General features: G+C 64.7%; 22 protein-coding genes and 1 tRNA gene. 13 read left to right on the forward strand and 10 right to left on the reverse strand.

What is annotated here, in order from left to right; genetic code table 11:
• The first annotated feature begins 13 nt into the window (after positions 1–13).
• Positions 14–247 carry a DUF5703 family protein gene (locus AC1DIM_RS03270; RefSeq protein WP_190988403.1) on the forward strand — a complete coding sequence of 78 codons (234 nt, stop codon included), beginning with the start codon at positions 14–16 and terminating at the stop codon, positions 245–247.
• A 22-nt stretch (positions 248–269) separates the two neighbouring features.
• On the opposite strand, the gene AC1DIM_RS03275 is transcribed toward AC1DIM_RS03270, so the two are convergent.
• Positions 270–1,430 (reverse strand): acyl-CoA dehydrogenase family protein, encoded by a 1,161-nt coding sequence (locus AC1DIM_RS03275; protein WP_477709055.1) that lies wholly within the window; start codon positions 1,428–1,430, stop codon positions 270–272.
• A gap of 11 nt (positions 1,431–1,441) precedes the next feature.
• Positions 1,442–2,746 carry a M20/M25/M40 family metallo-hydrolase gene (locus AC1DIM_RS03280; protein ID WP_477709056.1) on the reverse strand — a complete coding sequence of 435 codons (1,305 nt, stop codon included), beginning with the start codon at positions 2,744–2,746 and terminating at the stop codon, positions 1,442–1,444.
• A gap of 172 nt (positions 2,747–2,918) precedes the next feature.
• Between AC1DIM_RS03280 and AC1DIM_RS03285 the strand changes: the two genes are divergently transcribed.
• The 4 genes from AC1DIM_RS03285 (at position 2,919) to AC1DIM_RS03300 (ending at position 5,255) form a co-directional block, all read left to right on the forward strand.
• A tRNA-Leu gene (locus tag AC1DIM_RS03285) sits at positions 2,919–3,001 on the forward strand.
• A gap of 467 nt (positions 3,002–3,468) precedes the next feature.
• Positions 3,469–3,867: a hypothetical protein gene (locus AC1DIM_RS03290; RefSeq protein WP_477709057.1), complete on the forward strand. Its 399-nt coding sequence runs from the start codon at positions 3,469–3,471 to the stop codon at positions 3,865–3,867.
• Positions 3,867–4,187 carry a hypothetical protein gene (locus tag AC1DIM_RS03295; protein WP_477709058.1) on the forward strand — a complete coding sequence of 107 codons (321 nt, stop codon included), beginning with the start codon at positions 3,867–3,869 and terminating at the stop codon, positions 4,185–4,187. The genes AC1DIM_RS03290 and AC1DIM_RS03295 overlap by 1 nt, the downstream gene beginning before the upstream one ends.
• Before the next feature lie 765 nt (positions 4,188–4,952).
• Positions 4,953–5,255 (forward strand): DUF4193 domain-containing protein, encoded by a 303-nt coding sequence (locus AC1DIM_RS03300; RefSeq protein ID WP_056339942.1) that lies wholly within the window; start codon positions 4,953–4,955, stop codon positions 5,253–5,255.
• 104 nt (positions 5,256–5,359) lie between these two features.
• On the opposite strand, the gene AC1DIM_RS03305 is transcribed toward AC1DIM_RS03300, so the two are convergent.
• Positions 5,360–5,824: a GatB/YqeY domain-containing protein gene (locus AC1DIM_RS03305; RefSeq protein ID WP_477709059.1), complete on the reverse strand. Its 465-nt coding sequence runs from the start codon at positions 5,822–5,824 to the stop codon at positions 5,360–5,362.
• A gap of 118 nt (positions 5,825–5,942) precedes the next feature.
• Here AC1DIM_RS03305 and AC1DIM_RS03310 point away from each other — a divergent pair, with 118 nt between their 5' ends.
• From AC1DIM_RS03310 to AC1DIM_RS03320, 3 genes are all read left to right on the forward strand, one after another.
• Entirely contained in the window at positions 5,943–6,680 is a 738-nt protein-coding gene (locus AC1DIM_RS03310) for a M50 family metallopeptidase (RefSeq protein WP_477709060.1), read from the forward strand.
• 10 nt (positions 6,681–6,690) lie between these two features.
• The gene (locus AC1DIM_RS03315; protein WP_477709061.1) at positions 6,691–7,830 is read left to right on the forward strand and encodes a glutathione S-transferase family protein; all 1,140 of its coding nucleotides are present in this window, start codon (positions 6,691–6,693) and stop codon (positions 7,828–7,830) included.
• Between the two features lie 134 nt (positions 7,831–7,964).
• On the forward strand, positions 7,965–9,014 hold the full coding sequence (locus tag AC1DIM_RS03320; RefSeq protein ID WP_477709111.1) for an FUSC family protein: 1,050 nt from the start codon (positions 7,965–7,967) through the stop codon (positions 9,012–9,014).
• Here the strand turns inward: AC1DIM_RS03320 and AC1DIM_RS03325 are convergent.
• From AC1DIM_RS03325 to AC1DIM_RS03335, 3 genes are read right to left on the reverse strand one after another with little or no spacing between them, the layout of a single operon-like run.
• Positions 9,011–9,922: a MaoC/PaaZ C-terminal domain-containing protein gene (locus tag AC1DIM_RS03325; RefSeq protein WP_477709062.1), complete on the reverse strand. Its 912-nt coding sequence runs from the start codon at positions 9,920–9,922 to the stop codon at positions 9,011–9,013. The two genes, AC1DIM_RS03320 and AC1DIM_RS03325, sit on opposite strands and share 4 nt — an antisense overlap.
• Positions 9,919–11,259 carry a 3-oxoacyl-ACP reductase gene (locus tag AC1DIM_RS03330; protein ID WP_477709063.1) on the reverse strand — a complete coding sequence of 447 codons (1,341 nt, stop codon included), beginning with the start codon at positions 11,257–11,259 and terminating at the stop codon, positions 9,919–9,921. Before AC1DIM_RS03330 ends, AC1DIM_RS03325 begins: the two co-directional genes overlap by 4 nt.
• A gap of 9 nt (positions 11,260–11,268) precedes the next feature.
• Positions 11,269–12,636 carry an acetyl-CoA C-acetyltransferase gene (locus tag AC1DIM_RS03335; RefSeq protein ID WP_477709064.1) on the reverse strand — a complete coding sequence of 456 codons (1,368 nt, stop codon included), beginning with the start codon at positions 12,634–12,636 and terminating at the stop codon, positions 11,269–11,271.
• 61 nt (positions 12,637–12,697) lie between these two features.
• Here AC1DIM_RS03335 and AC1DIM_RS03340 point away from each other — a divergent pair, with 61 nt between their 5' ends.
• Positions 12,698–13,405: a TetR/AcrR family transcriptional regulator gene (locus AC1DIM_RS03340; RefSeq protein ID WP_477709065.1), complete on the forward strand. Its 708-nt coding sequence runs from the start codon at positions 12,698–12,700 to the stop codon at positions 13,403–13,405.
• A 1-nt stretch (position 13,406) separates the two neighbouring features.
• Entirely contained in the window at positions 13,407–15,581 is a 2,175-nt protein-coding gene (locus AC1DIM_RS03345) for an acyl-CoA dehydrogenase family protein (protein ID WP_477709066.1), read from the forward strand.
• A 194-nt stretch (positions 15,582–15,775) separates the two neighbouring features.
• On the opposite strand, the gene glgA is transcribed toward AC1DIM_RS03345, so the two are convergent.
• Complete coding sequence (gene glgA / locus AC1DIM_RS03350; RefSeq protein ID WP_477709067.1) at positions 15,776–16,972, reverse strand: glycogen synthase; 1,197 nt, start codon at positions 16,970–16,972, stop codon at positions 15,776–15,778.
• A gap of 101 nt (positions 16,973–17,073) precedes the next feature.
• Between glgA and glgC the strand changes: the two genes are divergently transcribed.
• The 3 genes from glgC (at position 17,074) to AC1DIM_RS03365 (ending at position 20,534) form a co-directional block, all read left to right on the forward strand.
• Entirely contained in the window at positions 17,074–18,486 is a 1,413-nt protein-coding gene (gene glgC, locus AC1DIM_RS03355) for a glucose-1-phosphate adenylyltransferase (protein ID WP_477709068.1), read from the forward strand.
• A 67-nt stretch (positions 18,487–18,553) separates the two neighbouring features.
• Positions 18,554–20,017, forward strand: coding sequence for an SDR family NAD(P)-dependent oxidoreductase (locus AC1DIM_RS03360; protein WP_477709069.1), 1,464 nt, complete (start codon positions 18,554–18,556; stop codon positions 20,015–20,017).
• Positions 20,018–20,066: 49 nt separating this feature from the next.
• Positions 20,067–20,534: a pyridoxamine 5'-phosphate oxidase family protein gene (locus AC1DIM_RS03365; RefSeq protein WP_477709070.1), complete on the forward strand. Its 468-nt coding sequence runs from the start codon at positions 20,067–20,069 to the stop codon at positions 20,532–20,534.
• 31 nt (positions 20,535–20,565) lie between these two features.
• Here AC1DIM_RS03365 and AC1DIM_RS03370 read toward each other — a convergent pair whose 3' ends face one another.
• The 3 genes from AC1DIM_RS03370 to AC1DIM_RS03380 form a co-directional block, all read right to left on the reverse strand.
• Positions 20,566–21,417, reverse strand: a complete 852-nt coding sequence (locus tag AC1DIM_RS03370; protein WP_477709071.1) for a transglutaminase family protein — start codon at positions 21,415–21,417, stop codon at positions 20,566–20,568.
• Complete coding sequence (locus AC1DIM_RS03375) at positions 21,414–22,340, reverse strand: alpha-E domain-containing protein (protein WP_275215004.1); 927 nt, start codon at positions 22,338–22,340, stop codon at positions 21,414–21,416. Before AC1DIM_RS03375 ends, AC1DIM_RS03370 begins: the two co-directional genes overlap by 4 nt.
• Before the next feature lie 75 nt (positions 22,341–22,415).
• Positions 22,416–23,972, reverse strand: a complete 1,557-nt coding sequence (locus tag AC1DIM_RS03380; RefSeq protein ID WP_477709072.1) for a circularly permuted type 2 ATP-grasp protein — start codon at positions 23,970–23,972, stop codon at positions 22,416–22,418.
• Between the last annotated feature and the right edge of the window lie 76 nt (positions 23,973–24,048).

Consider the following 24,048-nt stretch of genomic DNA (forward strand, 5'->3'; position numbering starts at 1 on the left):
AAAATGGAGAGCAATGAAGGAACAATTTCTCACCAGCTCGGTCCGTCGCGAGCGGGACATTCTGAAGCAGTACGAGTACCTCGTACTGACGGTCAGTCCCGTCGATTCACTGCCTGAGGCCAGGCGCCGGCTCGTGGAGCATTCCGAGTACGGCAAGTGGGAACTGGAGCGCAGCGTGCTGTACATGGGCGGCGGCAGGCGCTTTTGGCTCCGCCGGCGGGTCATGCAGGTCCAGCGGACCGTCTAGGTTGCGCAGGCCAGCGGACCGTCTAGGTGTCCAGGGGCCCCAGCCAGGCGTTCGCCACTGTGTTGTGCGCCGACTCGTCATCCGACGGGTGGAACATGCCGGCCAGGACGTCCCGGTAGAGGCGCTCAAGTTCCGAACCGCGGAAGTAGCTGGAGCCGCCGCTGACCCTGATGGCCAGATCCACGACGCGCCTTGCAGTCTCCGTCGCGTTCACCTTCAGGCCAACAAGCTTGGGGAACCACTGGGACCCATGTTCGGTGAGGGTGTCGACGTCGCGGGTTACGGCCAGTAACTGCGGGTACACGGCGTCCATGGCCATGGCTGCTTCGGCGACCTTCCAGCGGATGTCCGGGTCCTGTGCATAACTCCTGCCAGCATTCTTGAAGGACGTACGGCGTTTCACCGCCTCAACGCCGAGTGTCAGGGCCCTCTCGCCAATCCCTGTATAGACAGCAGCCAGCAGTGACTCAAAACAGGCAAAAATGGCGAAGATCAGCGGATCGGCGTTGGGGCCTACCGGCAGTTTGCGGAAAATCCGGTCCGGGCGGACCTCAGCGCCGTCAAGGACCGTGGTGTTCGACTGGCTCGCCCGCATGCCCAGGGTGTCCCAGTCCGACAGGATGGTGTAGCCGGAAGAATCCCGGTCGATAAAACCGTGCACAAGCTCACCCTCGCCTCCCCCGCCCCCGGTGTCCTTGCCGAAGATACCCAGCCGGGTCCAGGCGGGCGAGAGGCTCGTGAAGATTTTCGTCCCGGTGAAGCTGTAGCCTCCGCCTGGCAGCGGGACGGCCGCCGTTTTCGAATCAAAAAGTACGGAGTCGTTTCCAGCCTCGGAATTGCCGAAGGCGAAGATCTCGCCCCGGGCGGCTTCCTGGAGGACAAAGTCCAGCGAATGATCTCCCCTGGCAGCCAGGACCTGCGCGACGCCAGTCCAGACCAAGTGCATGTTGATGGCCAGTGCAGTGGCAGGTGCCGCCGTTGCCAGCCTTCGCTGGCACTGCGCGGCCGCTTCAAGCCCAAGCCCGAGGCCGCCGTCGGACGCTGGCACAAAAAGCCGCAGGTAACCGGCGGCGGTCAGTTGCTCAAGGTCCTCGACAAAGAAGGCATTGGCCTGGTCGTAGCCCGCGGCGCGGCTGCGGACGGCTTCCAGCAACTGGTCAGGGAGGACTTCTTCGGGCGTCATCTTTTGTGCCCTTAGTAGGTGGTGAGGAGGGTGTTCAGAACCCGGGCGCCGAATTTGAGGGAGTCCACCGGGACGCGTTCGTCCACACCGTGGAACATTCCGGTGAAGTCGAGATCGTCGGGCAACATGAGGGGCGCGAAGCCGTAGCCGGTGATGCCCAGCCGGCTGAGGGATTTGTTGTCCGTGCCGCCGGAGAGCGTGTAGGGCAGGACCTTGGCCCCCGGGTCCTCGGAATGGAGTGCATCGATCATGGAGTCCACGAGGTTCCCGGCGAACGGAACCTCGAGTGATACGTCGTTGTGCACGTAGCTAACATCGACGCCGGCCCCCGCGAGCTCCCGCACGATTTCCAGGACCTGCTCCTCCTGACCGGGCAAGGTCCGGCAGTCCACCAGGGCTTCGGCCGATTCGGGGATGACGTTGTGTTTGTAGCCGCCCTTCAACAGTGTGGGATTGGTGGTGTTCTGGAGGGTGGCACCCACAAAGCGGGCTACCGTGCCGAGCTGGTCGAGCAGCCGGTCCGGGTTCTCCGGGTCGAATTCGACGCCGGTGAGTTCTGTCACGCCGTTCAGGAACTGCCGGGTGGTGGGTGTGAGCTCAATCGGCCACTTGTACTCGCCGATTCGGGTCACTGCCGCTGCCAGCCGGGTCACGGCATTGTCCGTATTGATCTGCGAACCGTGCCCTGCCCGCCCGTGGGCCACCAGGCGGAGCCAGGAAATGCCCTTCTCGGCCGTCTGCAGGAGGTAGGTGCGCTGCCCGCCGATGGTTGCTGAGAACCCGCCCACTTCGGAGATTGCTTCCGTTGCGCCCTCGAACAGCTCAGGTCGCTTGTCCACGGCATAACGGGCGCCATATTCACCGCCGGCCTCTTCATCGGCGAAGAAGGCGAAGATGATGTCCCGCTTGGGTTTCCGTCCGGATCGGGCCAGATCCCGCATGACGGACAGGATCATGGCATCCATGTCCTTCATATCAACGGCGCCACGGCCCCAGATGAGTCCATCCTTCAGTTCGGCACCGAAGGGATCCACGGACCACTGTTCGCGGAGGGCTGGAACAACGTCCAGATGTCCATGCACTACCAGTGCGCTGGCGGAGGGGTCCTGCCCTGTCATCCGAGTCACCACGCTGGCCCGACCGGGCGCAGACTCGAAAATTTCCGCCGCAAGGCCCACTTCCTCGATCAGCCCCGCGGCGTACTCCGCGGCTTCGCGCTCCCCTGGCCCGGATCCGTCGCCGAAGTTCGAGGTATCTATCCGGATGAGTTCCTGGCAGATGCGGACAACTTCATCCTCGGCACGGATGTTAGGCATAGGAACTCCTTGGGCAGTGGGACGGGGCGCGAACCGGTGGCTGTTCGTGTGCCCTCAGCCTACCCATCTGGCCCGATTGGATGTTTCCGGAAAGTTCGTGTTAGAGTCTTTCTCGCTGCTTCGAAGAAAAGCGAAACGCTGAAAGGCGGAAACGGTCTTCGAATTACCACCTGCGCGGGTGGCGGAATGGCAGACGCGCTAGCTTGAGGTGCTAGTCCTCGAAAGGGGGTGGGGGTTCAAGTCCCCCTCCGCGCACACAATGGGAAAACCCCTGGAGTCCAACGATTCCAGGGGTTTTTCTCTGTTTCCGCCCCCTTGAACTCCTGCGTCATCCACGCTGGCACTGAAAAGCAACTGCCGGCCGGTCCACCGCACGTAGTGCGCATATGGCAGAAGCGGGCATCGGTCAGCCCACAGGACGGGAAGATCATTGCTCTGTCCAAGGAACAGCTGGAGTATGACGGTGTGCCGGTAGGACACCGCCTGCTCCGAGAGCACGTCCGGACGAACGTACCCTGCTTGACTAGCTGGTCCAGGTCCTTCCCGCGGATTCCCTTGGCTGGCCCTCAGAACGCCAGGCCCTGTGGGACGACGTCACGAATCTCGTGGCTCGCATCCCGCGGGACGCCATGATGCACAATGGGTTCTTGGGCGCCAACAGCGTCGCCCGGCCAACAATGCATCGATGAAGAAGCAGCACTGGCCGCCATTGTGGGGGAAACATGAACAACGAGTACCATCTCGCGGACGGCACGCCACGCTACGGGCGCCGTATCGAGGCGCCATCTGCCGGACATGCAGCACCGGACGCCACCATCCTTGTCGAGGACGCAGCCGAAGGTGCCGCCCGTCTGAGCCTGGACGACATGGCCGCGGCCATCGAACGCCGGCTGGGCAGCGCCTGGGCGGACGCACCTGACCCGGCCGTGACCGCGCTCCGCAAAAACCACCCAGAGGAGCTGGCCGCCGCCCGTGCCCTCGTCAAGCTGCACCTCGGCTCCCAGAGGCAGTGGCGATTCAGGGCTCAAACCGTCCGGGACAAGCAGTTTGAGGGCACGGTGGCCCGCCGGAAGGCCTCCGGCAGCGCCCTGGAGATCCTCGTGATGCGCCTGGGGCTGTGATGGCCGCCTTGATTGCCCTCCCGGCCTACATCGTCGTTACCGATCGGGACAACATTGTGAAGCTCCTCGTGGTTGGAACGCTTTGCCTCGCGGGAGCCTTTGCTGGCGGACACTTCCTGACCGTCCGGGCGCGCGTCCCGGTGATGCCGAACATCCGCGGTCCCTGGCTGAGTGAGCTCCGCGAGGACGTCGTCAATGCGACTCTGGTGTCCATCCTGCAGAACAAAGGTGACCTCGAACCCCGCGTTGCGGCAGCAGGCCGGCGAGGTTGGGAAAGCATCCAGGCGGCCTCAAAGGCCGCGGCAGCGATTCACGGCTGACCAGCCCGGCACGGCGAGGCCTTCAGCCGCGCAATCTTCTCTCCCGGGGTGGTAATGGACCCGACATACTGGCTCGTCGGGTCCTTCGCCCATTTCATCGTGCCGAGCGGCGCCACCGCGGCGGGGGTACAGGGGTCACGCCGACATGCACAGCCCGCATGCCACCGAGGCGCTGTACGCAGTCTCGTGCTGGACCTCGGCCCCGGGCGCGCGCCCCGTACCCAGATCGTTTCTCTCGGAGAAGTCCGCGACCTATGGTGATGGCCACGATCCACCGGAACATGGCGTAGCCGGGGATCCCGTACTTCTTGATGCCGTCGCTGAGCTTCCCGAAGCGCGTGTCCGGGACTCTTGAGGTTGAAGCCGTCCGTTTCGGAAACTTTCAGCAGGGAAGGTCCCAGGACAGGGTCGAATGAGCGACGCGAACGGCCGGGTGACCAACGCCTCCGGCAATTTGTCCGGTTCCAACGGCCCTTCGGGTGGGTGGCGTGGCTGAATTGGCGTACTCTTATGGTTCTCCAGTGGAGCATCCGGTAAAGAACGCCTGAATTTTCAGGCATTCCTGTCCCAGACACACGCCGAGGCGGGTTCCGAGTCCCCTCCGTGCACTGTGGTGCAAACCCTTTGGCCCTTGGATCCCGGAGTTTGTCTATCCCGGCCTACGGGGCCACAGACAAATTTTTCCGCCAACCTATTGGGGAATAGCAGGCGGATGCTGTACGTTGCATACGCGACAGACGAACCAAAGAAAAGAGATACACCTAAGTGGCAACCGATTACGATGAACTTCGCTCCGACGTCAAGGAGTCGCAGGACAACTCGCTCGAGGCACTGCAGTCCGCCAACGCACCGGACGCACGTAGCGTTGTGCTCGAGCTCGATGAGGCAGACGGACTGGACGGCGCCGGTGTCCCGGGAGGCGAATTCGTTGCCGAGGAACTGGTCGTTCAGGTTATCCCCCAGGCCGAGGACGAATTTACCTGCTACTCCTGCTTCCTTGTCCGGCACCGCTCGCAGATCGCTCGGCAGAAGGACGGCCACAGCTACTGCACGGACTGCGAAGGCTAATTCCAGAGCATCGCAGCATCACCCGTTTGGCCGCATTCCCAGCCAGCAGGACAAAGGCACGCCCACATACAGTCGGCGTGCCTTTCCTGTTCGTGGAACGAGATTCAGCTCAATCGACCGCGGACGATCTCGCTGACAGCCTTGCCGTCGAAGCGGCCTGCAATCTTGGCCGTTACCGGCTTCATGACGGCACCCAACTGGCGCAGGCCGGGTTCCACCCCTTCAGAACGCAGCCCGGCAATGGTCTCATCGACGATCGCCTCGACTTCCGCGGACGTCAGGGCACGGGGCAGGTAGGCCTCGATGACTTCGGCCTCGGAAATCTCGGCGGCAGCCCGCTCAGCTTCGCCGGCGTCCGTGTAAATCTTTGCCGTGTCGCGCCGCTTGGCCGCCTCTTTCTGCAGGAGCGAGGTCACTTGGGCGTCGTCCAGCTCAATCGGCGTTTTTCCAGACTTTTCCCGCGTTTCGATCTCGCCCAGGACGTTGCGTACGGTTGTCAGCGCGGTCTTATTCCGCTCCTTCATATGCGTCACGACGTCAGCATGCAGACGGTCTTTCAGGCTGGTCACAGTGTTCCTCAATTCGTTCAGCGCCCTCGAGGGCAGCAGGACAGCGGTGAACCATCCCTCTAGTACGGTAGAGGCCTATGGCTGACAATTACTACCTCCAATCCGGCAGGCAAGGAATTTGAGTTCCGAGGAACTGTGGCAACGCATCACTGAGGTCTTCAGCAGGTCTGCCGTCCCTAAAGTCACACTGATCGAACTGGTTGTGGTTTTCGCCCTGGCAACCGCCTTGTCAATCCCGCGGGCAAGCTGGAAGTACTTCGGGCTCCTCGCCACCGCTACCCATGAACTCGGGCACGCCTTCGCCGCCATTACGAGCGGTCAACGGCTAGGCGGAATCAGGCTCCAACTGGACCATTCAGGCACCACCACGAGTTACAGCCGCGGGCGGCTGGCAGCTGTGTGGTCAGGATTCTGGGGATATCCCGTCCCGGCCCTCACCGGTGCTGCCCTGGTGACTTCCGGTTTCGGAGGCTGGGGTCCTGCAGCCTTGGCCACCGGAACGCTGATCCTCATAGCGTCGCTGCTTTTCATCCGGAACTTCGCGGGGGTAGTCATCACCGGCGCCGCGATCGCAGGCGGCGCGGCGCTGGTGATCTTCGTCCCGAGCGCCTTCACCGGCCACGTGGCCATTTCCCTGGGTGTGGCCCTCCTGGTCGCGGCAGTGCGGGATCTCGCCAAACTAACTAACGTCCACCTTCGGCGCAGGGACAGGCTGGCCAGTTCGGACGCCTACATTCTGTACCGTGCAACCTCCATCCCGTCCGTCATTTGGATCGCGCTCTTTCTCGCGGTTGTTGCCGGCTGCTGGCTGGTGGCGTGGCAACCGATATCTTCAATTCTGGCCGCAGCAGCCTAGGCTTGTCCGCATGAGCCAGGAACCAGCGGGCAGTCAGCCTGCCACCACACCCACTGCAGACACCACGGACCGCGACGAAGGGCACGGTGGCGCCCACAGCACCAAGGGCGCCTATGTGACCGGTGGCGCCGAGTTCAACCGCGACACCACCTACATCGAGGACCGGATCACCCGGAACGGCCGCCCGGGGGACAACGGCGAACCCGGCTGGCCGGTGGAAGCCGGCCGTTACAGGCTCATCGCTGCACGGGCGTGCCCGTGGGCGAACCGGACGGTGATCGTGCGCAGGCTGCTGGGTCTTGAGGAAGCCATCTCCCTTGGCCAACCCGGGCCCACCCACGATGTACGGTCGTGGACCTTTGACCTGGATCCGGACGGAGCGGACCCCGTCCTGGGCATCGAGCGGCTCCAGAGTGCCTACTTCCGCCGGTTCCCGGATTACCCCCGCGGCATCACCGTGCCGGCCATCGTGGAGGTAGCCAGCGGTGCAGTGGTGACCAACAACTTCCCCCAAATCACGCTGGACTTCGCCACTGAGTGGACGCAGTTCCATCGGCCCGGCGCGCCGGACCTCTACCCGGAACACCTCCGCTCGGAAATTGACGTTGTCAACAAGCGCGTCTTCACCGAAGTCAACAACGGCGTTTACCGTTGCGGCTTCGCAGGGTCACAGCAGGCGTTCAACTCTGCGTACACCCGGCTCTGGAGTGCGCTTGATTGGCTCGAGGAACGCCTCACGGGGCAGCGTTACCTCGTGGGTGACACCATCACCGAAGCCGACGTCCGGCTATTCACCACCCTCGTCCGATTCGACGCCGTCTACCACGGCCATTTCAAGTGCAATCGCCAGAAACTCGCCGAACTCCCGGCCCTCTGGGGCTACGCGCGGGACCTTTTCCAGACTCCAGGCTTCGGCGACACGATTGATTTTGTCCAGATCAAGCAGCACTATTACATCGTTCATGAGGACATCAATCCGACCGGAATAGTTCCGCAGGGCCCTGACCTGTCCGGGTGGCTGGAGCCCCACGGCAGGGAACCACTGGGCGGCAGGCCCTTCGGCGACGGCACTCCCCCGGGACCGGTGCGGCCGGGCGAGGAGGTCGCGCCCGGCCACGGTGCGTCCACCCTCCCGGAAAGCGTTCTCTGACGGCCGCGGAAAGCCGGTAAACGGCGACTGTCTTGTCCCGGGGCACAGCGGCACCTAACGTGGGCGGAATGGGTGCCACACACACAGGTCCGGGTCAGCCGCAGTCGAAAGGGACGCTGGTGCTGCGAAACGCCATCGCCGGTGTCGCCGCAGCTTTCACCCTCCAGCGCCTGCAACTGGCGGCAAAGTCAGCGCTGGCAGCAGGCGTGGCGTTTGCCATCGCACCACTGATGCCCGGGTCTGCAGCCGAGTATCCCTACTACGCTCCCCTGGGTGCGCTGGTGGCGATGTACCACAACGTCGCCGGATCGGTCCGCCAGGGCGTTCAAACGCTGCTCGGGCTCGCCATCGGCATCGGGCTGGCCTTTATGCTCGTCAGCATCAGTGGTCCGTCGCCGGTGGCCGTCGCAATTTTTATGGGCCTAGGAGTCCTGCTTGGCGGCCTTCCCCGGCTTGGCTCCGGCAGTGATTGGATCCCCACGGCGGCGCTGCTGGTTCTGTTGGTGGGCGGAAGCAACGTGGACGCCTTTTCTTTTGGCTACCTGATCCAGATGGGCGCCGGAGTCGCCGTTGGTATTGCCGTTAATTTCCTGGTTTTTCCGCCACTCCACTTTGCGGCTGCCGCCCACAGCCTGGGCCAACTGCGGCTGGCACTGGGCAAGCAGCTGACTGATATGGGGGCGGCCCTTACGGAAAAGTGGCCGCCCGAGCATGAAGACTGGTCCCGCCGCTCCCAAGAGCTGGCAGAAGCGGCACGCACGGTCCGCCATCTCGTCCAGGAGGCCGACGAAAGCCGGCGGGCCAACCTGCGCCGGCGGTTCCATCCGCGGGACTTGGACCTCGACTACCGCAACCTGCGCGACCTTGAGCGGGTAACCTTCCATATCCAGGACATGACCGAAGTCCTCTCAGACGTTATCTGGGCGGACGACGTCCCCTACACGGTGCCGTTCGAGGACAGCGAACCGTTGGCTGCCGCGTTGGACACCACCGGGCAGTTGCTTGCCTCGTTCCATACCGGCGATGAAGCGGAGCAACGGCGGCTCTTCGCTGCGGCGAAGTCGGCGGTAGAGGCCTGTATGTCCGGGACTGAGGGTGGCGGCAGCGACGGTGCCGTGACGGCGTCCGAGTCCATCCTCCTGAGCCTGCTCCGGGTGCTCCGGGCCGTGCGGCCAGCCTCCTAAAGTGGCGCCACGGAACCGCTGAAGTGCCTGCGGCCGGAGTGGGGATTCCATGCCACGTAGTCGGACCGTTGCCAGCCTCCGTCCGGTGCATGCCCTGTGGTGATTTCCAGCGCAACCCGGCCCGGCAGGAAAACGGGTGCGTCGAATGTCACGGCCCAGCCGAATGTTTCCCCCTTCACCGGCCCGACGTCTGCGAGGGCCCTGGAAGCCAGATACATCCCATGGGCGATGGAGCGCCGCATGCCCAGCGCCTTGGCCGAGAGGACGCTCAAGTGGATCGGATTGAAGTCACCCGAGACGGCGGCGTACGCGCGGCCGGTATCGACCCCGAGGTGCCATACCGCCGTCGGGTCCGGCGGGGTGAAGTCCTGCCGGCCATTATGCGGTGATGGAACGTCGATGCCCGGCAGGAAGACACCTTTGGCGAGGTAGGTGGATCGCCCGATCCAGCGGATGTCCGGCTTGCCCGCACCCCTGATCTCGGCGATCACGTCCAGCTGGGTCCCGGCCCGGTGCCCGCGGAGGTTCTCCACTCTGGCCTCAACGTCGAGGAGCTCCGTGAAGATCACCGGCGCGCGCTGCTCGACATAGTTGCTCAGATGGATCATGCCCAATAATGGCAGGGGAAAATCGTCCCGGTTCATGACGCTCATGGCGAGCGGGAATGCCAACGCGTGGAGGTAGCCCGCGGGCACGGTGTCCCGCGCCGACAGGCCGATGAGGTGCTGGTAGGCGGTGAGATTTTCGACGTCGGCCCTGACGCCACGCACCTCATGGCCAGTGTCCGGGAGGGTTGAGCCGCCGTGGGTCCCCAGCACGCGGCGGCGGGCCGCCTGGGCGGCGGCATTGACGTACAGCTTGGAGAGCGATGGCATCTCCCCCAGGATGACAGGTTGCGCTGGACTCATGCTCCCACCAGGTTCTGCCCGCACACCCGCAGTATGTCCCCGTTGATGCCACCGGCGGCATCGCTGGCAAGGAAAGCGATGGCCTCCGCCACATCCGATGGCAGGCCGCCTTGCTGCAGGGCATTGAGCCGCCGACCCACTTCCCTGACGGCGAAGGGAATCCGTGCCGTCATGTCGGTTTCGATAAAGCCAGGGGCTACCGCATTGATACTTCCTCCCCGTGCGGCCAGCAAGGGCGCCGTAGCCCGGACCATCCCCATGACGCCACCTTTCGAGGCGGCGTAGTTGGTCTGGCCGCGGTTGCCGGCGATGCCACTGGTGGAGGCGACCGAGACGATGCGCGGTGCGTCGCGGAAGTGGTCCGAGGCCAGCAGGGCGTCGTTGATCCTGAGCTGCGCGGCGATGTTGATGTTGAGTACGGCGTTCCACCGCGTGTGGTCCATGTTGGCCAGGAGCTTGTCCCTGGTAATGCCGGCATTGTGCACGAGGATATCCAGGTGCCCGTGCCGTTGCAGGGCGTGTTCGAGGATTCGCTGGCCCGCGTCCGCGCGGCTGATGTCCAACTGCAGGGCCGTGCCGTGGACCTCGTTGGCGACAGCGGCCAGGTGGTCTCCGGCCGCAGGGATGTCGACAAGCACAAGTGTGGCTCCGTCCCGGTGAAGCGTCCGCGCAATGGCTGCCCCGATGCCGCGGGCCGCACCCGTCACCACAGCCACCTTGCCCGCCAGCGGCCGGTCAGAATCCGCCGGGAGCGTGCCGTTCGCGCCGTTGACCGTCAGGAACTGGCCATCGACGAACGCGGAGCGACCGGACAGGAAGAACCGCAACGCCCCCAGAGTGCTCGGACTCGTGCTCTCCACCTCGCCGGCCAAAACGATGCCGTTTGCCGTTGCGCCCGCCCGGAGCTCTTTGGCCAGGGACCGCACGAAGCCGTCCACACCCTGGCGGGCTGCCGCACCGGCTGGGCTGCCGGCTTCCGCGGCCAGCCGGGAAACGGTGATGAACCGGGCGCTCGGACCGAGGTCACGGAGCGAGGCCGCAGCGGACAGCACCGGTTCTTCAAGGTCCTCGGGCGTGGTCAGACCGTCCAGGACAAGAATGATGGCACCGAGTTTTTCGCGGGGTACGGCGTGCCGGCGAACGTCCAGGTTCCAGGAAAGCAGCGTGGCGGCCAGCTCATCCGCCCCGGGCGTACTCCCCTGTACCAGGACGGGGCCGATCACCAGGGCCTGGCCTGGCGTATACCGGCGCAGCACCGCAGGCTGCGGAAGGCCGAGCCGCTTGGCGAGGTCTTTACCCAATCCCTGGCTGACCAGGCGGGTGTACGTGTCCGTCATTCGGTGCTCCTACGCTGCTTCGAGAATTGCGACGACGCCCTGGCCGCCGGCGGCGCAGATGGAAATGAGCCCGCGGGCGGGCCTGCCATCCACCTTGCCTCTGCCCTGCAGCATCTTGGCGAGGGAAGCGACGATGCGACCGCCGGTGGCCGCAAATGGGTGACCCGCTGCAAGGGAGGAGCCGTTGACGTTCAGTTTGGCGGGGTCGATGCTGCCGAAGGCGCCGTCGAGTCCCAGCCGGGTGCGGCCGAATTCCTCGTCTTCCCACGCTGCCAGTGTGCTCAGGACAGTCCCGGCGAAGGCTTCGTGGATCTCGAAGAAATCGAAGTCGCCCAGGGTCAATCCGTTCCGGGCCAGCAGTCGCGGGACCGCGAACGCCGGAGCCATCAGCAGGCCGTCCTTGCCGTGGACGAAGTCCACCGCTGCGGCTTCCCCGTCCACAACGGTTGCGAGCATGGGCAGGTCATGTGCTTGGGCCCACTCCTCTGATGCCAGCAGGACCGTGGATGCCCCGTCCGTCAGCGGAGTGGAGTTTCCGGCGGTCATGGTGGCCTCGGCGCCCAGGCTCTTCCCGAAGACCGGCTTGAGCGTCGCCAGTTTCTCCAGTGTGGTGTCTGCCCGCAGGTTGGAGTCCTTCGCGAGCCCCCGGTAGGGGGTCAGGAGGTCATCGAAGAACCCGGAGTCGTAAGCGGCAGCCAGGTTCCGGTGGCTGTTGAACGCCAGCTCGTCCTGGGCCTCACGCGAAATGTTCCACTGCGCGGTTGTGAGGGCCTGGTGTTCACCCATGGACAATCCGGTGCGCGGCTCTCCGGTGCTGGGCGCGTCAGGGGCGAGGTCCTTGGGCCGCAGCCGGCTAAGTACCTGCAGCCGTTGCGGAAGGGTCTTGGCCCGGCTCAGATCCAGCAGCACCCCGCGCAGGCCTTCGCTAACCGCAATGGGAGCATCCGACGCCGAGTCGACACCGCCGGCGATAGCGGAATCGATCTGGCCCAGCTTGATCTTGTTGGCCAGGCCCAGCACCGTTTCCAGGCCGGTGGCGCACGCCTGCTGCAGATCGTACGCGGGGGTCTCCGCCGACAACGCCGAGCCCAGGACCGCCTCACGAGTGAGGTTGAAGTCCCGGGGGTGTTTCAGGACCGCGCCTGCGGCGACTTCACCGATCCGCTCGTCCTGGAGGCCGAACCTGGCGATCAGACCGTCCAGCGCAGCTGTCAGCATGTCCTGGTTGGAGGACTTGGTGTAGGCCCCGCCTGCACGGGCAAAGGGGATTCTGTTGCCACCGACGATCACCGCCCGCCGGACTGAAAGCGTTCCGCCCGTTGCCGCGCGGCTGGTGGATTCCTGGGGTCCGGTGGCGGACTGTCCGTTGACGGACATGGGTGTCTCCTCTGATCTGCGACGGTTACCGATACTCAGCGTACCTGATACGCTGAGTATCGTGAACAACCTCCCCGCTGAACCGACGACGCCGGCTGCCGGCCTCAATGCCGACGGCCGTTCCGCCCGCTGGCAGACCCACCGGGAGGAACGGCGCCGGGAGCTCATCAAAGCCGCCAGGCGGGCAGTCCACGCGCTGGGCAGCGACGCCTCAATGGAGGAGATCGCAGCAGCCGCGGGGACATCGAAGTCAGTCTTCTACCGGTACTTCGGTGATAAAGCCGGCCTGCAGCATGCGGTCGGCGAGGTGGTTCTCAGCCAGATGCAGCGCAAGATCGGCGAAGCGGCACAGGCGGCGCAGACGCCCAGGGAAGGCCTGCTGGCCATGATCTCGGCATACCTCCAAATGGCGGAAACCAGCCCCAATGTCTACAGCTTCGTCACCCGTTACGCACCGGTGGACGCCGATAGCCAGCATGGATCGGTGGCAATTTCGGGGGCCTTGGGCCACTTCTTCGACTCCATTGCCGAAATGATCGCCGCCCCGATGCGGACGCATCTGGGCGACGGCCGGGCAGCGGTGATCGGCTACTGGCCCACCGCCGCCATCGGCCTTGTCCGAAGCGCCGGGGAACAGTGGCTCAGCACTCCTGATTCCCCGGCGAAACCCGATCAGGCAGCCATGGCCCGGCAGATTACAGCCTGGCTGTGCGTGGGAATCGCCCCTGAACTCCTGGAAACACCTGTCAGAACCAACGAAGGACATTGACATGACCGAACTAGTGGACCGCCGCCGCGGCGCCGGCAAAGCCGCAAACAATAACGCCGTAAAGCCTGCCGCGACCAACAAAGGCGTCACCCAGGCATCGTCAGCGGGCCCTCGCACCAAGGCGCAGCCGGCCTCGCAGGCCGCCGTCGACGTTGCGGCACTGGGCGAGCAGCTCCTGGGCAAATGGGCGGACGCCCGCCGTCACTCCCGTGCACTGGCGGGACACCCGGCGCTGCACAAGGCAGAGGGCCTCACGCACACTGAACACCGCACCCGGGTTTTCGGGCAGCTGAAGTACCTGGTGGACCACAACGCCGTGCACCGGGCCTTCCCGGCCGCGCTGAATGGTGCCGACGACCATGGCGGCAACGTTGCCGGGTTCGAGGAACTGGTCACCGCAGACCCGTCCCTGCAGATTAAGGCCGGCGTCCAGTGGGGCCTCTTCGGCTCGGCCGTGATGCACCTGGGAACAGCGGAACACCATGCCAAGTGGCTGCCGGGCATCATGAGCCTGGAGATCCCGGGCTGCTTTGCCATGACGGAGACCGGCCACGGCTCGGATGTTGCCAGCATCGCCACCACGGCGACTTTCGACGAAGCAACCGAGGAGTTTGTCATCCATACGCCGTTCAGGGCCGCATGGAAGGACTACATCGGCAACGCAGCCATTGACGGCCTGGGCGCCGTGGTTTTCGCCCAGCTCGTGACTCAAGGCGTTAACCACGGAGTCCATGCGTTCTACGTTGACCTCCGGGATCCCGGCACCAAGGAGTTCATGCCCGGTATCGGCGGGGAGGACGACGGCGTCAAGGGCGGCCTCAACGGAATTGACAACGGCCGGCTGCACTTCAATAACGTCCGTATCCCGCGGACCAACCTCCTTAACCGGTACGGTGACGTCACGGCCGACGGCACCTACAGCTCTCCCATAGCCAGTCCCGGCCGCCGCTTCTTCACCATGCTCGGAACCCTCGTCCAGGGACGCGTCTCGCTGGACGGTGCGGCCGTCGCGGTGTCAAAGATCGCCCTTGCCGCCGCCATCCGATACGCCACCGAACGCCGCCAGTTCAACGCGTCCTCCCACACGGACGAGGAAGTACTGCTGGACTACCAACGGCACCAGCGCCGGCTCTTCACCCGGCTGGCCACCACTTATGCCGCAGGCTTTGCCCACGAGCAGCTGCTGCAGAAGTTCGACGACGTCTTCTCCGGCGCCCACGACACCGACGCGGACCGGCAGGATCTGGAGACGCTGGCGGCCGCACTTAAGCCGCTCAGCACCTGGCATGCCCTGGACACCCTGCAGGAATGCCGTGAGGCCTGCGGCGGTGCGGGCTTCCTGATCGAAAACCGCTTCGCATCCCTGCGCGCGGACATGGATGTCTACGTCACGTTCGAAGGCGATAACACGGTGCTGCTCCAGCTCGTGGCCAAACGGCTCCTGGCTGATTACGCGAAGGAATTCCGGAACGTCGACTTCGGCGTGTTGGCCCGCTACGTAGTAACCCAGGCAACCGGTGTGGCGATTCACCGCACGGGCCTGCGGCAGGTGGCACAATTCGTCGCCGACTCAGGCTCTGCGCAGAAGGCCGCCATCGCCCTCAGGGATGAAGAGGGCCAGCGTGCCCTCCTGACAGACCGCGTCCAAACCATGGTGTCGGACGTCGGAGCCGCCCTGAAGGGTGCCAACAGGCTTCCCCTCGAAAAGGGCGCAGCCCTGTTCAACCAGCACCAGAACGAGCTGATCGACGCAGCCCAGGCGCACGCGGAACTCCTGCAGTGGGAGGCCTTCACGGACGCATTGCGCGACGTCAGCGACCCCGGCACCAAGGTAGTTCTGACCTGGCTCCGCGACCTGTTCGGCCTGTCACTGATCGAAAAGAACCTCTCCTGGTACCTGATGAATGGCCGGCTCTCCATGCAGCGCGCGCGGACAGTGGGCGGCTACATCAACCGGCTCCTGGTCAAGATCCGGCCACACGCCCTGGACCTGGTGGACGCCTTCGGCTACGGGGACGAGCATGTTCGCGCCGCGATTGCCACCGGCGCCGAAAGGACGCGGCAGGACGAAGCCCGGGCCCACTACAGGGCCCAGCGGGCCAGCGGCACCGCACCCGTTGACGAGAAAGTGCTGCTGGCACGCACCGCCGCCAAAGCGCGAACTGTGCAGAGGTAACAGCCCTCCCCGCCCCGCATGCCTGATAGGGCGCGGGTGGAGAGGGACACTAAATGCCGTTCCGAGGGCGTTTAGTGAGCGCGGAGTGACTCCGCGATGGATGCGCGGCTGAAGCTTAAGTGCGCACGACGGCGCCGCTCCCCTTGGGTGGGAGCGGCGCCGTCGGGCGTTGTCAGTCAGTTACCGCCGGGGCGTTAGGAAAGCACCGAGCGGTAGACCTCGAGGGTGGTTTCCGTGATGGACTCCCAGGAGAAGTGCTCCTCGGCCCGGCGGCGGCCCGCCTGTCCCATGGCGCGCGCCCGCTCGGGATCGGACACGACCTCGGTCAGGGCCGCAGCGAACTCGGTCACGAACTTCTCCGGGTCCAGCGGCGTTCCCGTACCATCGGTGACCTGCTCGAGGTCCACCAGAAGGCCCGTCTCACCGTGCTGGACCACCTCCGGGATACCCCCGGTGGCACTGGCGACCACTGCCGCGCCGCAGGCCATCGCTTCAAGGTTTACGATGCCGAGCGGCTCATAGATCGACGGGCACGCAAAGGCGGTCGCGTGGCTCAGGACCTGGATCAGTTCGTGGCGTGGAAGCATCCGCTCGATGAGGATTACGCCGGTCCGCTGGCTCTGCAGCTCCTCGATGAGGCGGGCCGTCTCCGCTGCGAGCTCAGGAGTGTCCGCTGCGCCCAGGCACAGGACCAGCTGGACATCCGCGGGCAACTTGGCGGCGGACCGCAGCAGGTACGGAACGCCCTTCTGGCGGGTGTTCCGGCCAACAAAGACCACGCTGGGCTTCTGCGGGTCGATGCCGAGCGCCCGCACCGCGTCTTCGCCTTCATCGCGCTGCCACAGGTCAACGTCGATGCCATTGTGGACCACCCTGACCTTGGCGGGATCAACGTCCGGATAGCTGCGCAGGATGTCCTGGCGCATGCCCTCCGACACGGCGATAATCGCCGCTGCTGCCTCATAGGCGGTCTTTTCCACCCAGGAGGACAGCGCGTAGCCGCCACCGAGCTGCTCTGCCTTCCATGGCCGCAACGGCTCCAGGCTGTGCGCGCTGAGCACATGCGGGATGCCGTGCAGCAATGAGGCCAGGTGCCCCGCCATGTTTGCGTACCAGGTGTGGGAGTGGACCAGATCGGCCCCCTCGATGTCCGGCACGATGCGCAGGTCGACACCCAGGGTCTGGACTGCCGCATTGGCAGAACTGAGGTCCTCGGGCACGGCGTAGGAGGTCACCCCGGCACCGTGGTAGTCAGCGTCGCGGGGCGCCCCGAAGGCACGAACCTGCAGGTCAACATGCTTACTAAGCACCCTGCTCAACTCGGCTACGTGGACTCCGGCGCCACCATAGATTTCCGGCGGGAACTCTTTAGTCACAATGTCTATTCGCACGTTACCTAAGGTAGTCGTTCCGCCGTATCTGTTCTAGTGTGAAGGGGTCCGGGCATGCCGGACTGTTTGGGGAGTTACGAAGGCGTACAGGAGCGACCACTATGCCGATAAACAAAAAAGTCCTGGCCATTGTCCTTGCAGGCGGCGAGGGAAACCGGCTTATGCCACTGACGGCGGACCGGGCTAAACCTGCCGTGCCGTTTGCCGGCAGTTACCGCCTGATCGACTTTGCGATTTCCAACCTGGTGAATTCGCGCTATCTGCAAATCGTGGTCCTCACGCAATATAAATCCCACAGCCTTGACCGGCATATTTCCGAAGCGTGGCGGATGTCCACCCAGCTCGGCAACTATGTCGCCTCCGTTCCCGCGCAGCAGCGCGTGGGCAAGAGCTGGTTCCTGGGCAGTGCAAACGCCATTTACCAGTCCCTGAACCTGATCCACGACGCCAACCCCGACATCGTCGTCGTTGTTGGCGCGGACCACGTCTACCGCATGGACTTCGCCCAGATGGTGGAACAGCACGTGCGCAACGGGGCCAAAGCCACCGTGGCCGCCGTGCGCCAGCCGCTGAACATGGCCAACCAGTTCGGTGTGATCGAGGTGGACCAGGACGACGCACAGAAGATTGCGGCGTTCGTGGAGAAGCCCGCCACCACGCCCGGCCTTGCAGCCGACCCCTCCCAGTTCCTGGCCTCCATGGGCAACTACGTCTTCGACGCGGACGCCCTGGTGGAGGCGTTGCACGTGGATGCCGAACGCCTTGACACCAAGCACGACATGGGCGGGGACATCATCCCTTACTTCGTCAGCCAGGGTGAGGCCGGGGTCTACGACTTCACCCTCAACGACATCCCCGGCTCCACCGAACGTGACCGCACGTACTGGCGCGACGTCGGCACCATCGACTCCTTTTACGACGCGCACATAGACCTCATCTCACCGGTGCCGATCTTCAATCTGTACAACTCTGAATGGCCCATTTACACGCGGCAAAGCATCTCGCCGCCCGCTAAATTCGTCCGCGGCGAAGGCAATACAGTCGGCTCGGCATTGGATTCCATTGTTGCCAGCGGGTGCGTGATCTCCGGCGGCATCGTGGAAGGCTCGGTGCTCTCCAATGACGTCTTTATCGGCAGGTCCAGCCGCGTGCTCGACTCCGTTCTCATGGACAAGGTCAATATCGGTGAAGGCGCCGTCGTCAAGCGCGCCATCCTCGACAAAAACGTCAAGGTCCCGGCCGGTGCCACGATCGGCCTCGATCATGACCTCGACCGGGCCCGCGGCTTCAAGGTCACCGAATCCGGTATCACCGTGCTGTCCAAGGGGCAGAAGGTCCCCGAACCGGACGAGGCCGAGCGCGCCCTGGCCGCGGCCAACCTGGTCCTGGTGCCGGACGCAGTCAGGGCCGCCACGGAAAAGTGGTCTGAGTTGCGGGACTCGGTGGACAAGGTCGCTGAAGTACAGGCGGCCGCCGTCGGTGTCTCAGTGCACGGTCACTCAGCCAAGTCCTAAGAGCCCGTCAGGAGCCCGGTAACCGCACCGTTGGGCCGGGCTCCTTGCAGGCTGTAAAATTGGGGCAATGAGCTCCCCCGATCTGTCAGCCGGGCTGACGCCTGAGGAAATTCAGGCCTGCCTCAAGGTTCTGAACACCATCCACGTCTACGACGAGGAACACCCGGACTACGTTTCGGTGCGCCGGGCTACCGGGAAAATGTTCAAGGCAGTGAAGCGCCACCGCCGTGTCACCAAACGCGACCTGATCTCCGAAGCCGACCGGGCAGTCATTGCCCAGACAGCCACTGCAGCGCCGGACCGCATCGACGACGAGACGCGCGGCAACAAGCTCGCCACCTCGGCGACCGGCGAAGTTGCCGGCCACCTGATCCGGTCCCGCCCCTGCTACATCTGTAAACAGCATTACACGCAGGTAGACGCGTTTTACCACCAGCTCTGCCCTGAGTGCGCGGCGTTCAACCACGGCAAGCGGGACGCCCGGGCGGACCTCGCCGGCCGGCGGGCACTGCTCACGGGCGGACGCGCCAAGATCGGCATGTACATTGCGCTGCGCCTGCTTCGAGACGGCGCACACACCACCATCACCACCAGGTTCCCCAAGGACGCCGCGCGCCGTTTCGCTGCCATGGAAGACAGCAGCGACTGGCTTCACCGGCTTCAAATTGTGGGCATCGACCTGCGTGACCCCTCACAAGTCATGGCGCTGACGGATTCCCTGAATGCCGCCGGCCCGTTGGACATCATCATCAACAACGCGGCACAGACGGTGCGACGTTCCGGCAATGCGTACAAGCCGCTGGTGGACGCCGAAGACGAACCGCTGCCCGCCGAACTGGAGCCCGCCAACGGCGGACCGGAGCTTCTGACCTTCGGCCATGCCCATGACAAGCACCCGCTCGCCCTGGCCGGCAGCGTGACCGATCATCCGGTCCTCGCGGGCGACGCAATCACCTCGCTGGCACTGTCCACGGGTTCGGCCTCGCTGGAACGCATTGCCTCAGGCACGGCGATCGACGCCGGTGGGCTGGTCCCGGATCTCGCCACCATCAACAGCTGGACACAGGTGGTGGATGAGGTGGATCCGCTGGAGATGCTCGAAGTCCAGCTCTGCAACGTCACCGCCCCTTTCCTGCTGGTCAGCAGGCTCCGGGACGCCATGAAGCGTTCCACTGCGCACCGGAAGTACATCGTCAACGTCTCCGCCATGGAAGGCCAGTTCTCCCGCGCCTACAAGGGCCCGGGGCACCCCCACACCAACATGGCAAAAGCCGCCCTCAACATGATGACCCGGACCAGCGCCCAGGAAATGCTGGACGCCGACGGAATCCTGATGACGGCTGTGGATACTGGCTGGATCACCGATGAGCGGCCGCACTTTACCAAGGTCCGCCTCATGGAGGAGGGCTTCCACGCCCCGCTGGACCTGGTGGACGGTGCCGCCAGGGTCTACGATCCGATCGTGATGGGCGAGAATGGCGAGGACCAGTACGGGGCTTTCCTGAAGGACTACAAGCCCAGCCCCTGGTAGGCAGAAGGACACTGTCCCGACACGGTCCGCACAGCGTAGGCTCGGCGTCATGAGCAGCGAATCAATTACCGAAGTCCACAACCTGGAACACCACGAGTGCTGGGAACTCCTCCGGACAGTCTCCGTGGGACGCCTTGCCGTCCTCGTGGACGGGCATCCGGACATCTTCCCCATCAACTACACCGTGGACGGCGGAACGATCGTCTTCCGGACCGGCCAAGGGACCAAACTGGCAGCAGCGTCCGGAGGTTCCCACGTCGCAGTGGAAGCCGACGGCGTGGATGCTGTCAGCGGCCTCGCCTGGAGCGTGGTGCTCAAGGGGCCCGCGGCCGCCATTAAGGGCACGGAAAGCATCCTGGACACCGCCGCGCTCTACTTGTTCCCCTGGCAGGCCGGCAAAAAAGACACCTTCATCAGGGTCAGCCCGGACTCACTGACCGGACGCCGGTTCAAGGTGACCGCACCGATGACCTGGTGGACACAGCTCAGTGGAGCGGCCAAGGCCTCCCCCGAGTGATCGCACCAGCCTGCCGGCCTAGGCAGTATCCCTAGGCCAGGCGGGTGATTTCCACACTCACGCTCAGCGCTGACCCGCCGCCGCCGGAGAGAATGCCCTTCAGCGGCGGCACATCGCGGTAGTCCCGGCCCCTGGCCACTGTCACATGGAAATCCCCCGCGGGCTTGTGATTGGTGGGGTCCCAGCTGCGCCAGGCCCCGTCCCAGAACTCCAGCCACGCATGCGACTGACCCGCGACTGTCTCGCCGATAGCCGCCGTCGACCTCGGGTGAAGGTACCCGGACACGTACCGTGCCGGTATCCCACAGCTGCGCAGTGCACCGATGGCAAGGTGCGCAAGGTCCTGGCAGACGCCCTGCCGCTGCCCCCAGGCTTCCTCCGCGTTGGTGGTGACCGCTGTGGAACCGGACATGTAGGTCATCTCGCCGCGCATCCACTCGAAGATTGCCGTGGCGGCCTCATGCGGGTTCTTGCCTTCGACCACACCAGGAATGATGCCCAGGACTTCGTCGCCCGGTCTGCTGAGCTGGGACTGCGGAAGCCAATCGCTGAACGAATTCAGGGTTTCCGCCGAGGCCAGCACGTCCCAGCCCACGATGTCGGCCTCGGAGGGGATCTTTTCTGCCCGGTACACTTCGACCGTAATGTTTGAAACGACCTCGAGGTGCTCATGCGGCATCTGCATGTCGAAGGCGGTTACCCTGGTACCCCAATAATCCCGGTAGTTGCTCACGGCGGCCTGTGACGGCGACACTTTGAGCACCGATTCGAGAACCACCTGCTGGGGATCCGTCAGGGGCGTCATGCGGGCCTCGTTGTAGGACAGCGTGACGCGCTTGTTGTACTTGTAGGCCGTGGTGTGGATGATACTCAGCCGGGTCATGAAACTTCTCCCACCCAGGCCAGTTCGTCCGCCTGATTGAAGTACTTACGGGAAATGGCGTCCGAGGCCTGGGCCACGGCCTTCTGCACCCGTTCCATGTGCTCGGGCAGCTCGGACATCAGATCGTCCGTGCGGTGGAACTCGAGGAAGGTGCGGGCCTGGCCTACGATCCGGCGGGCGTCGTTAATGAAGCCCACGCGCTGCGCGGACGGATCCAGCTTGGCGAGGCACTCATCAGCGTCACGCAGGGCGTAAACGATGGAACGCGGAAACAGCCGGTCCAACAGCAGGAATTCGGCCGCATGCTGGTCACCGAAGGCTGCGCGCCGGGTCCGCAGGAAGGACTCATAAGCCCCGGCGCACCGCAGCATGTTGACCCAGGACATGCCCGCGGACAGAACATCGCGGGTGGAGAGCATCCGGGCCGTCATATCCGCACGCTCCAAGGAACGGCCGAGCACCAGGAACAGCCAGCTTTCGTCGTGGCTCACAGTGGTGTCGGCCAGGCCGCTGACCATGGCGGTCCGTTCCAGCGTCCAGTTGCAGAACCGGTACGTTCCCACCACGTCCTTGCGGTGCTGGCTCAGCCCGTAGTACGTGGTGTTGAGGCTCTCCCACAGGCCCGAGGACACGGTCTCGCGGGCCCGCCGCGCGTTCTCGCGTGCGGCGCCAAGGGAGCCCGCGATGGAGGTAGCGCTGGTTTTGTCATAGGCCAGGGCGTGCAACAGTTCGGGCAGGCCGAAATCCTCGCTCTGCGGCCTGGCGCCCATCACGGCGAGCAGTTCCTGCGCAACGCGGCGGCGCTCTTCCATGGGCAGGTGGTTGAGCCGCTCCAGGTGGACGTCCAGGATACGCGCAGTACCGTCGGCCCGCTCCACATAGCGGCCGATCCAAAATAGGGACTCAGCAATACGGCTAAGCATTCGCGGTGACCTCCTGTGAGTCCGAAATCTGTGGGGATGAACCCGTTGCCATTACTGCCGGTTCGAGGACGCGGCTCACTGCTGCTGCTCCGGCTGGCGGTCCCGCCAGTTACTTTCAACCGGCCAGACGGACACACGCTCGCGGATCGAAATCGTGGGCCTCGGAACCGTCTCCACCGGCACCTGCGGCGAACCGGCCAGCACCCACGTGTCCTTCGACCCGCCGCCCTGGCTGGAATTCACAATCAGTGAGCCTTCCTTCAGCGCGACGCGGGTCAGGCCGCCGGGCAGCACCCAGACGTCGTCGCCGTCGTTCACTGCGAAGGGGCGCAGGTCCACGTGGCGGGGACCGAACTTGTCCCCGCCCAGGGTGGGCACCGTGGAAAGCTGCAGGACAGGCTGGGCGATCCAGCCGCGGGGGTCGGCAATGACCCGGTGGCGCAGGGCCTCGAGTTCATCGTGGGAAGCATCCGGGCCGATCACCAGGCCCTTGCCGCCGGATCCATCCACGGGCTTAACCACGAGCTCGGCCAGGTTGTCCAGGACGTACTCCCGGGCTTCCTTTTCTTCGAGCCGGAAGGTGTCCACGTTCGCGATGACGGGTTCCTCGCTGAGGTAGTAGCGGATGAGGTCCGGAACGTAGCTGTAGACGAGTTTGTCGTCCGCCACGCCGTTGCCCACGGCGTTAGCGATGGTTACACCGCCGGCGCGGGCAGCATTGACCAGGCCAGGACAGCCGAGCATGGAGTCCGAACGGAACTGCAGGGGGTCCAGGAATTCGTCGTCGATCCGCTTATAGATCACGTCAACGCGCTGCTCGCCGGCCGTGGTTCGCATGTAGACGCGGTTGCCGCGGCAGATGAGGTCCCGGCCCTCGACGAGCTCCACACCCATCAGCCCTGCCAACAAGGTGTGTTCAAAGTAGGCGCTGTTGAAGACCCCGGGGGTCAGGACCACCACTGTGGGATCGTCGACGCCGGCCGGCGCCGTTTTGCGCAGTGCTGACAGCAGGCGGCGGGGGTACTCCTCCACCGGCCGGATGAGCTGCTGGCCGAAGGCTTCGGGCAGGCCCTTGGCCATGGCGCGCCGGTTCTCCAGGACATAGCTGACACCCGAGGGCACCCGCACGTTGTCCTCCAGGACACGAAACGTCCCTGCGGCGTCACGGACCACGTCGATGCCGGAAATGTGCACGCGGACGCCGCCTGCAGGCTCGAAGCCGTGTACCTGGCGGTGGAAATGGGCGCTGGTGGTGACGAGCTGGCGCGGGATCACGCCGTCGGCCACCACGTTCATTTTGTCGTAGACGTCGTTGAGGAAGGCTTCCAGGGCGCGCACGCGCTGCGCCACACCCTTCTCCAGCACGGTCCACTCATCGGCGGGAATAACGCGCGGCACAATGTCGAGCGGGAACGGCCGCTCCTCCCCCGCAAAGTCAAAAGTCACGCCACGGTCCAGGAACGTGCGCGCCATCGAGTCCGCCCGTGCACTGACATCGGCGAGGGAAAGCTTGCGGAGCGCGTCCGCCACCTCCACGTACGAGCCGCGGGCCTCCTGGCCGGGGGCGAACATCTCGTCGTAGGCGCCGGTCCGCCCGGCGGCCTCGGAGTAATCCTGGAATAGGTCTGACATGTCCTTTAGCCAACCATCTTTTTGTTTCGAATTCATTACCGCCATCCATTGTGGCGTGTTGCGCGGCCGCCGCCGG

Source organism: Pseudarthrobacter sp. 01T43 (assembly GCF_056398665.1).

What these genes read in the sequence shown, in the direction of transcription:
- AC1DIM_RS03315 (WP_477709061.1), top strand. Translation starts at nt 6,691, where the DNA reads ATGAGCCAGGAACCAGCGGGCAGTCAGCCTGCCACCACACCCACTGCA.
- AC1DIM_RS03345 (WP_477709066.1), top strand. Translation starts at nt 13,407, where the DNA reads ATGACCGAACTAGTGGACCGCCGCCGCGGCGCCGGCAAAGCCGCAAAC.
- AC1DIM_RS03290 (WP_477709057.1), top strand. Translation starts at nt 3,469, where the DNA reads ATGAACAACGAGTACCATCTCGCGGACGGCACGCCACGCTACGGGCGC.
- AC1DIM_RS03275 (WP_477709055.1), bottom strand. Translation starts at nt 1,430, where the DNA reads ATGACGCCCGAAGAAGTCCTCCCTGACCAGTTGCTGGAAGCCGTCCGC.
- AC1DIM_RS03270 (WP_190988403.1), top strand. Translation starts at nt 14, where the DNA reads ATGAAGGAACAATTTCTCACCAGCTCGGTCCGTCGCGAGCGGGACATT.
- glgC (WP_477709068.1), top strand. Translation starts at nt 17,074, where the DNA reads ATGCCGATAAACAAAAAAGTCCTGGCCATTGTCCTTGCAGGCGGCGAG.
- AC1DIM_RS03365 (WP_477709070.1), top strand. Translation starts at nt 20,067, where the DNA reads ATGAGCAGCGAATCAATTACCGAAGTCCACAACCTGGAACACCACGAG.
- AC1DIM_RS03325 (WP_477709062.1), bottom strand. Translation starts at nt 9,922, where the DNA reads ATGAGTCCAGCGCAACCTGTCATCCTGGGGGAGATGCCATCGCTCTCC.
- AC1DIM_RS03295 (WP_477709058.1), top strand. Translation starts at nt 3,867, where the DNA reads ATGGCCGCCTTGATTGCCCTCCCGGCCTACATCGTCGTTACCGATCGG.
- AC1DIM_RS03370 (WP_477709071.1), bottom strand. Translation starts at nt 21,417, where the DNA reads ATGACCCGGCTGAGTATCATCCACACCACGGCCTACAAGTACAACAAG.
- AC1DIM_RS03380 (WP_477709072.1), bottom strand. Translation starts at nt 23,972, where the DNA reads ATGTCAGACCTATTCCAGGATTACTCCGAGGCCGCCGGGCGGACCGGC.
- AC1DIM_RS03360 (WP_477709069.1), top strand. Translation starts at nt 18,554, where the DNA reads ATGAGCTCCCCCGATCTGTCAGCCGGGCTGACGCCTGAGGAAATTCAG.
- AC1DIM_RS03335 (WP_477709064.1), bottom strand. Translation starts at nt 12,636, where the DNA reads ATGTCCGTCAACGGACAGTCCGCCACCGGACCCCAGGAATCCACCAGC.
- AC1DIM_RS03280 (WP_477709056.1), bottom strand. Translation starts at nt 2,746, where the DNA reads ATGCCTAACATCCGTGCCGAGGATGAAGTTGTCCGCATCTGCCAGGAA.
- AC1DIM_RS03375 (WP_275215004.1), bottom strand. Translation starts at nt 22,340, where the DNA reads ATGCTTAGCCGTATTGCTGAGTCCCTATTTTGGATCGGCCGCTATGTG.
- AC1DIM_RS03330 (WP_477709063.1), bottom strand. Translation starts at nt 11,259, where the DNA reads ATGACGGACACGTACACCCGCCTGGTCAGCCAGGGATTGGGTAAAGAC.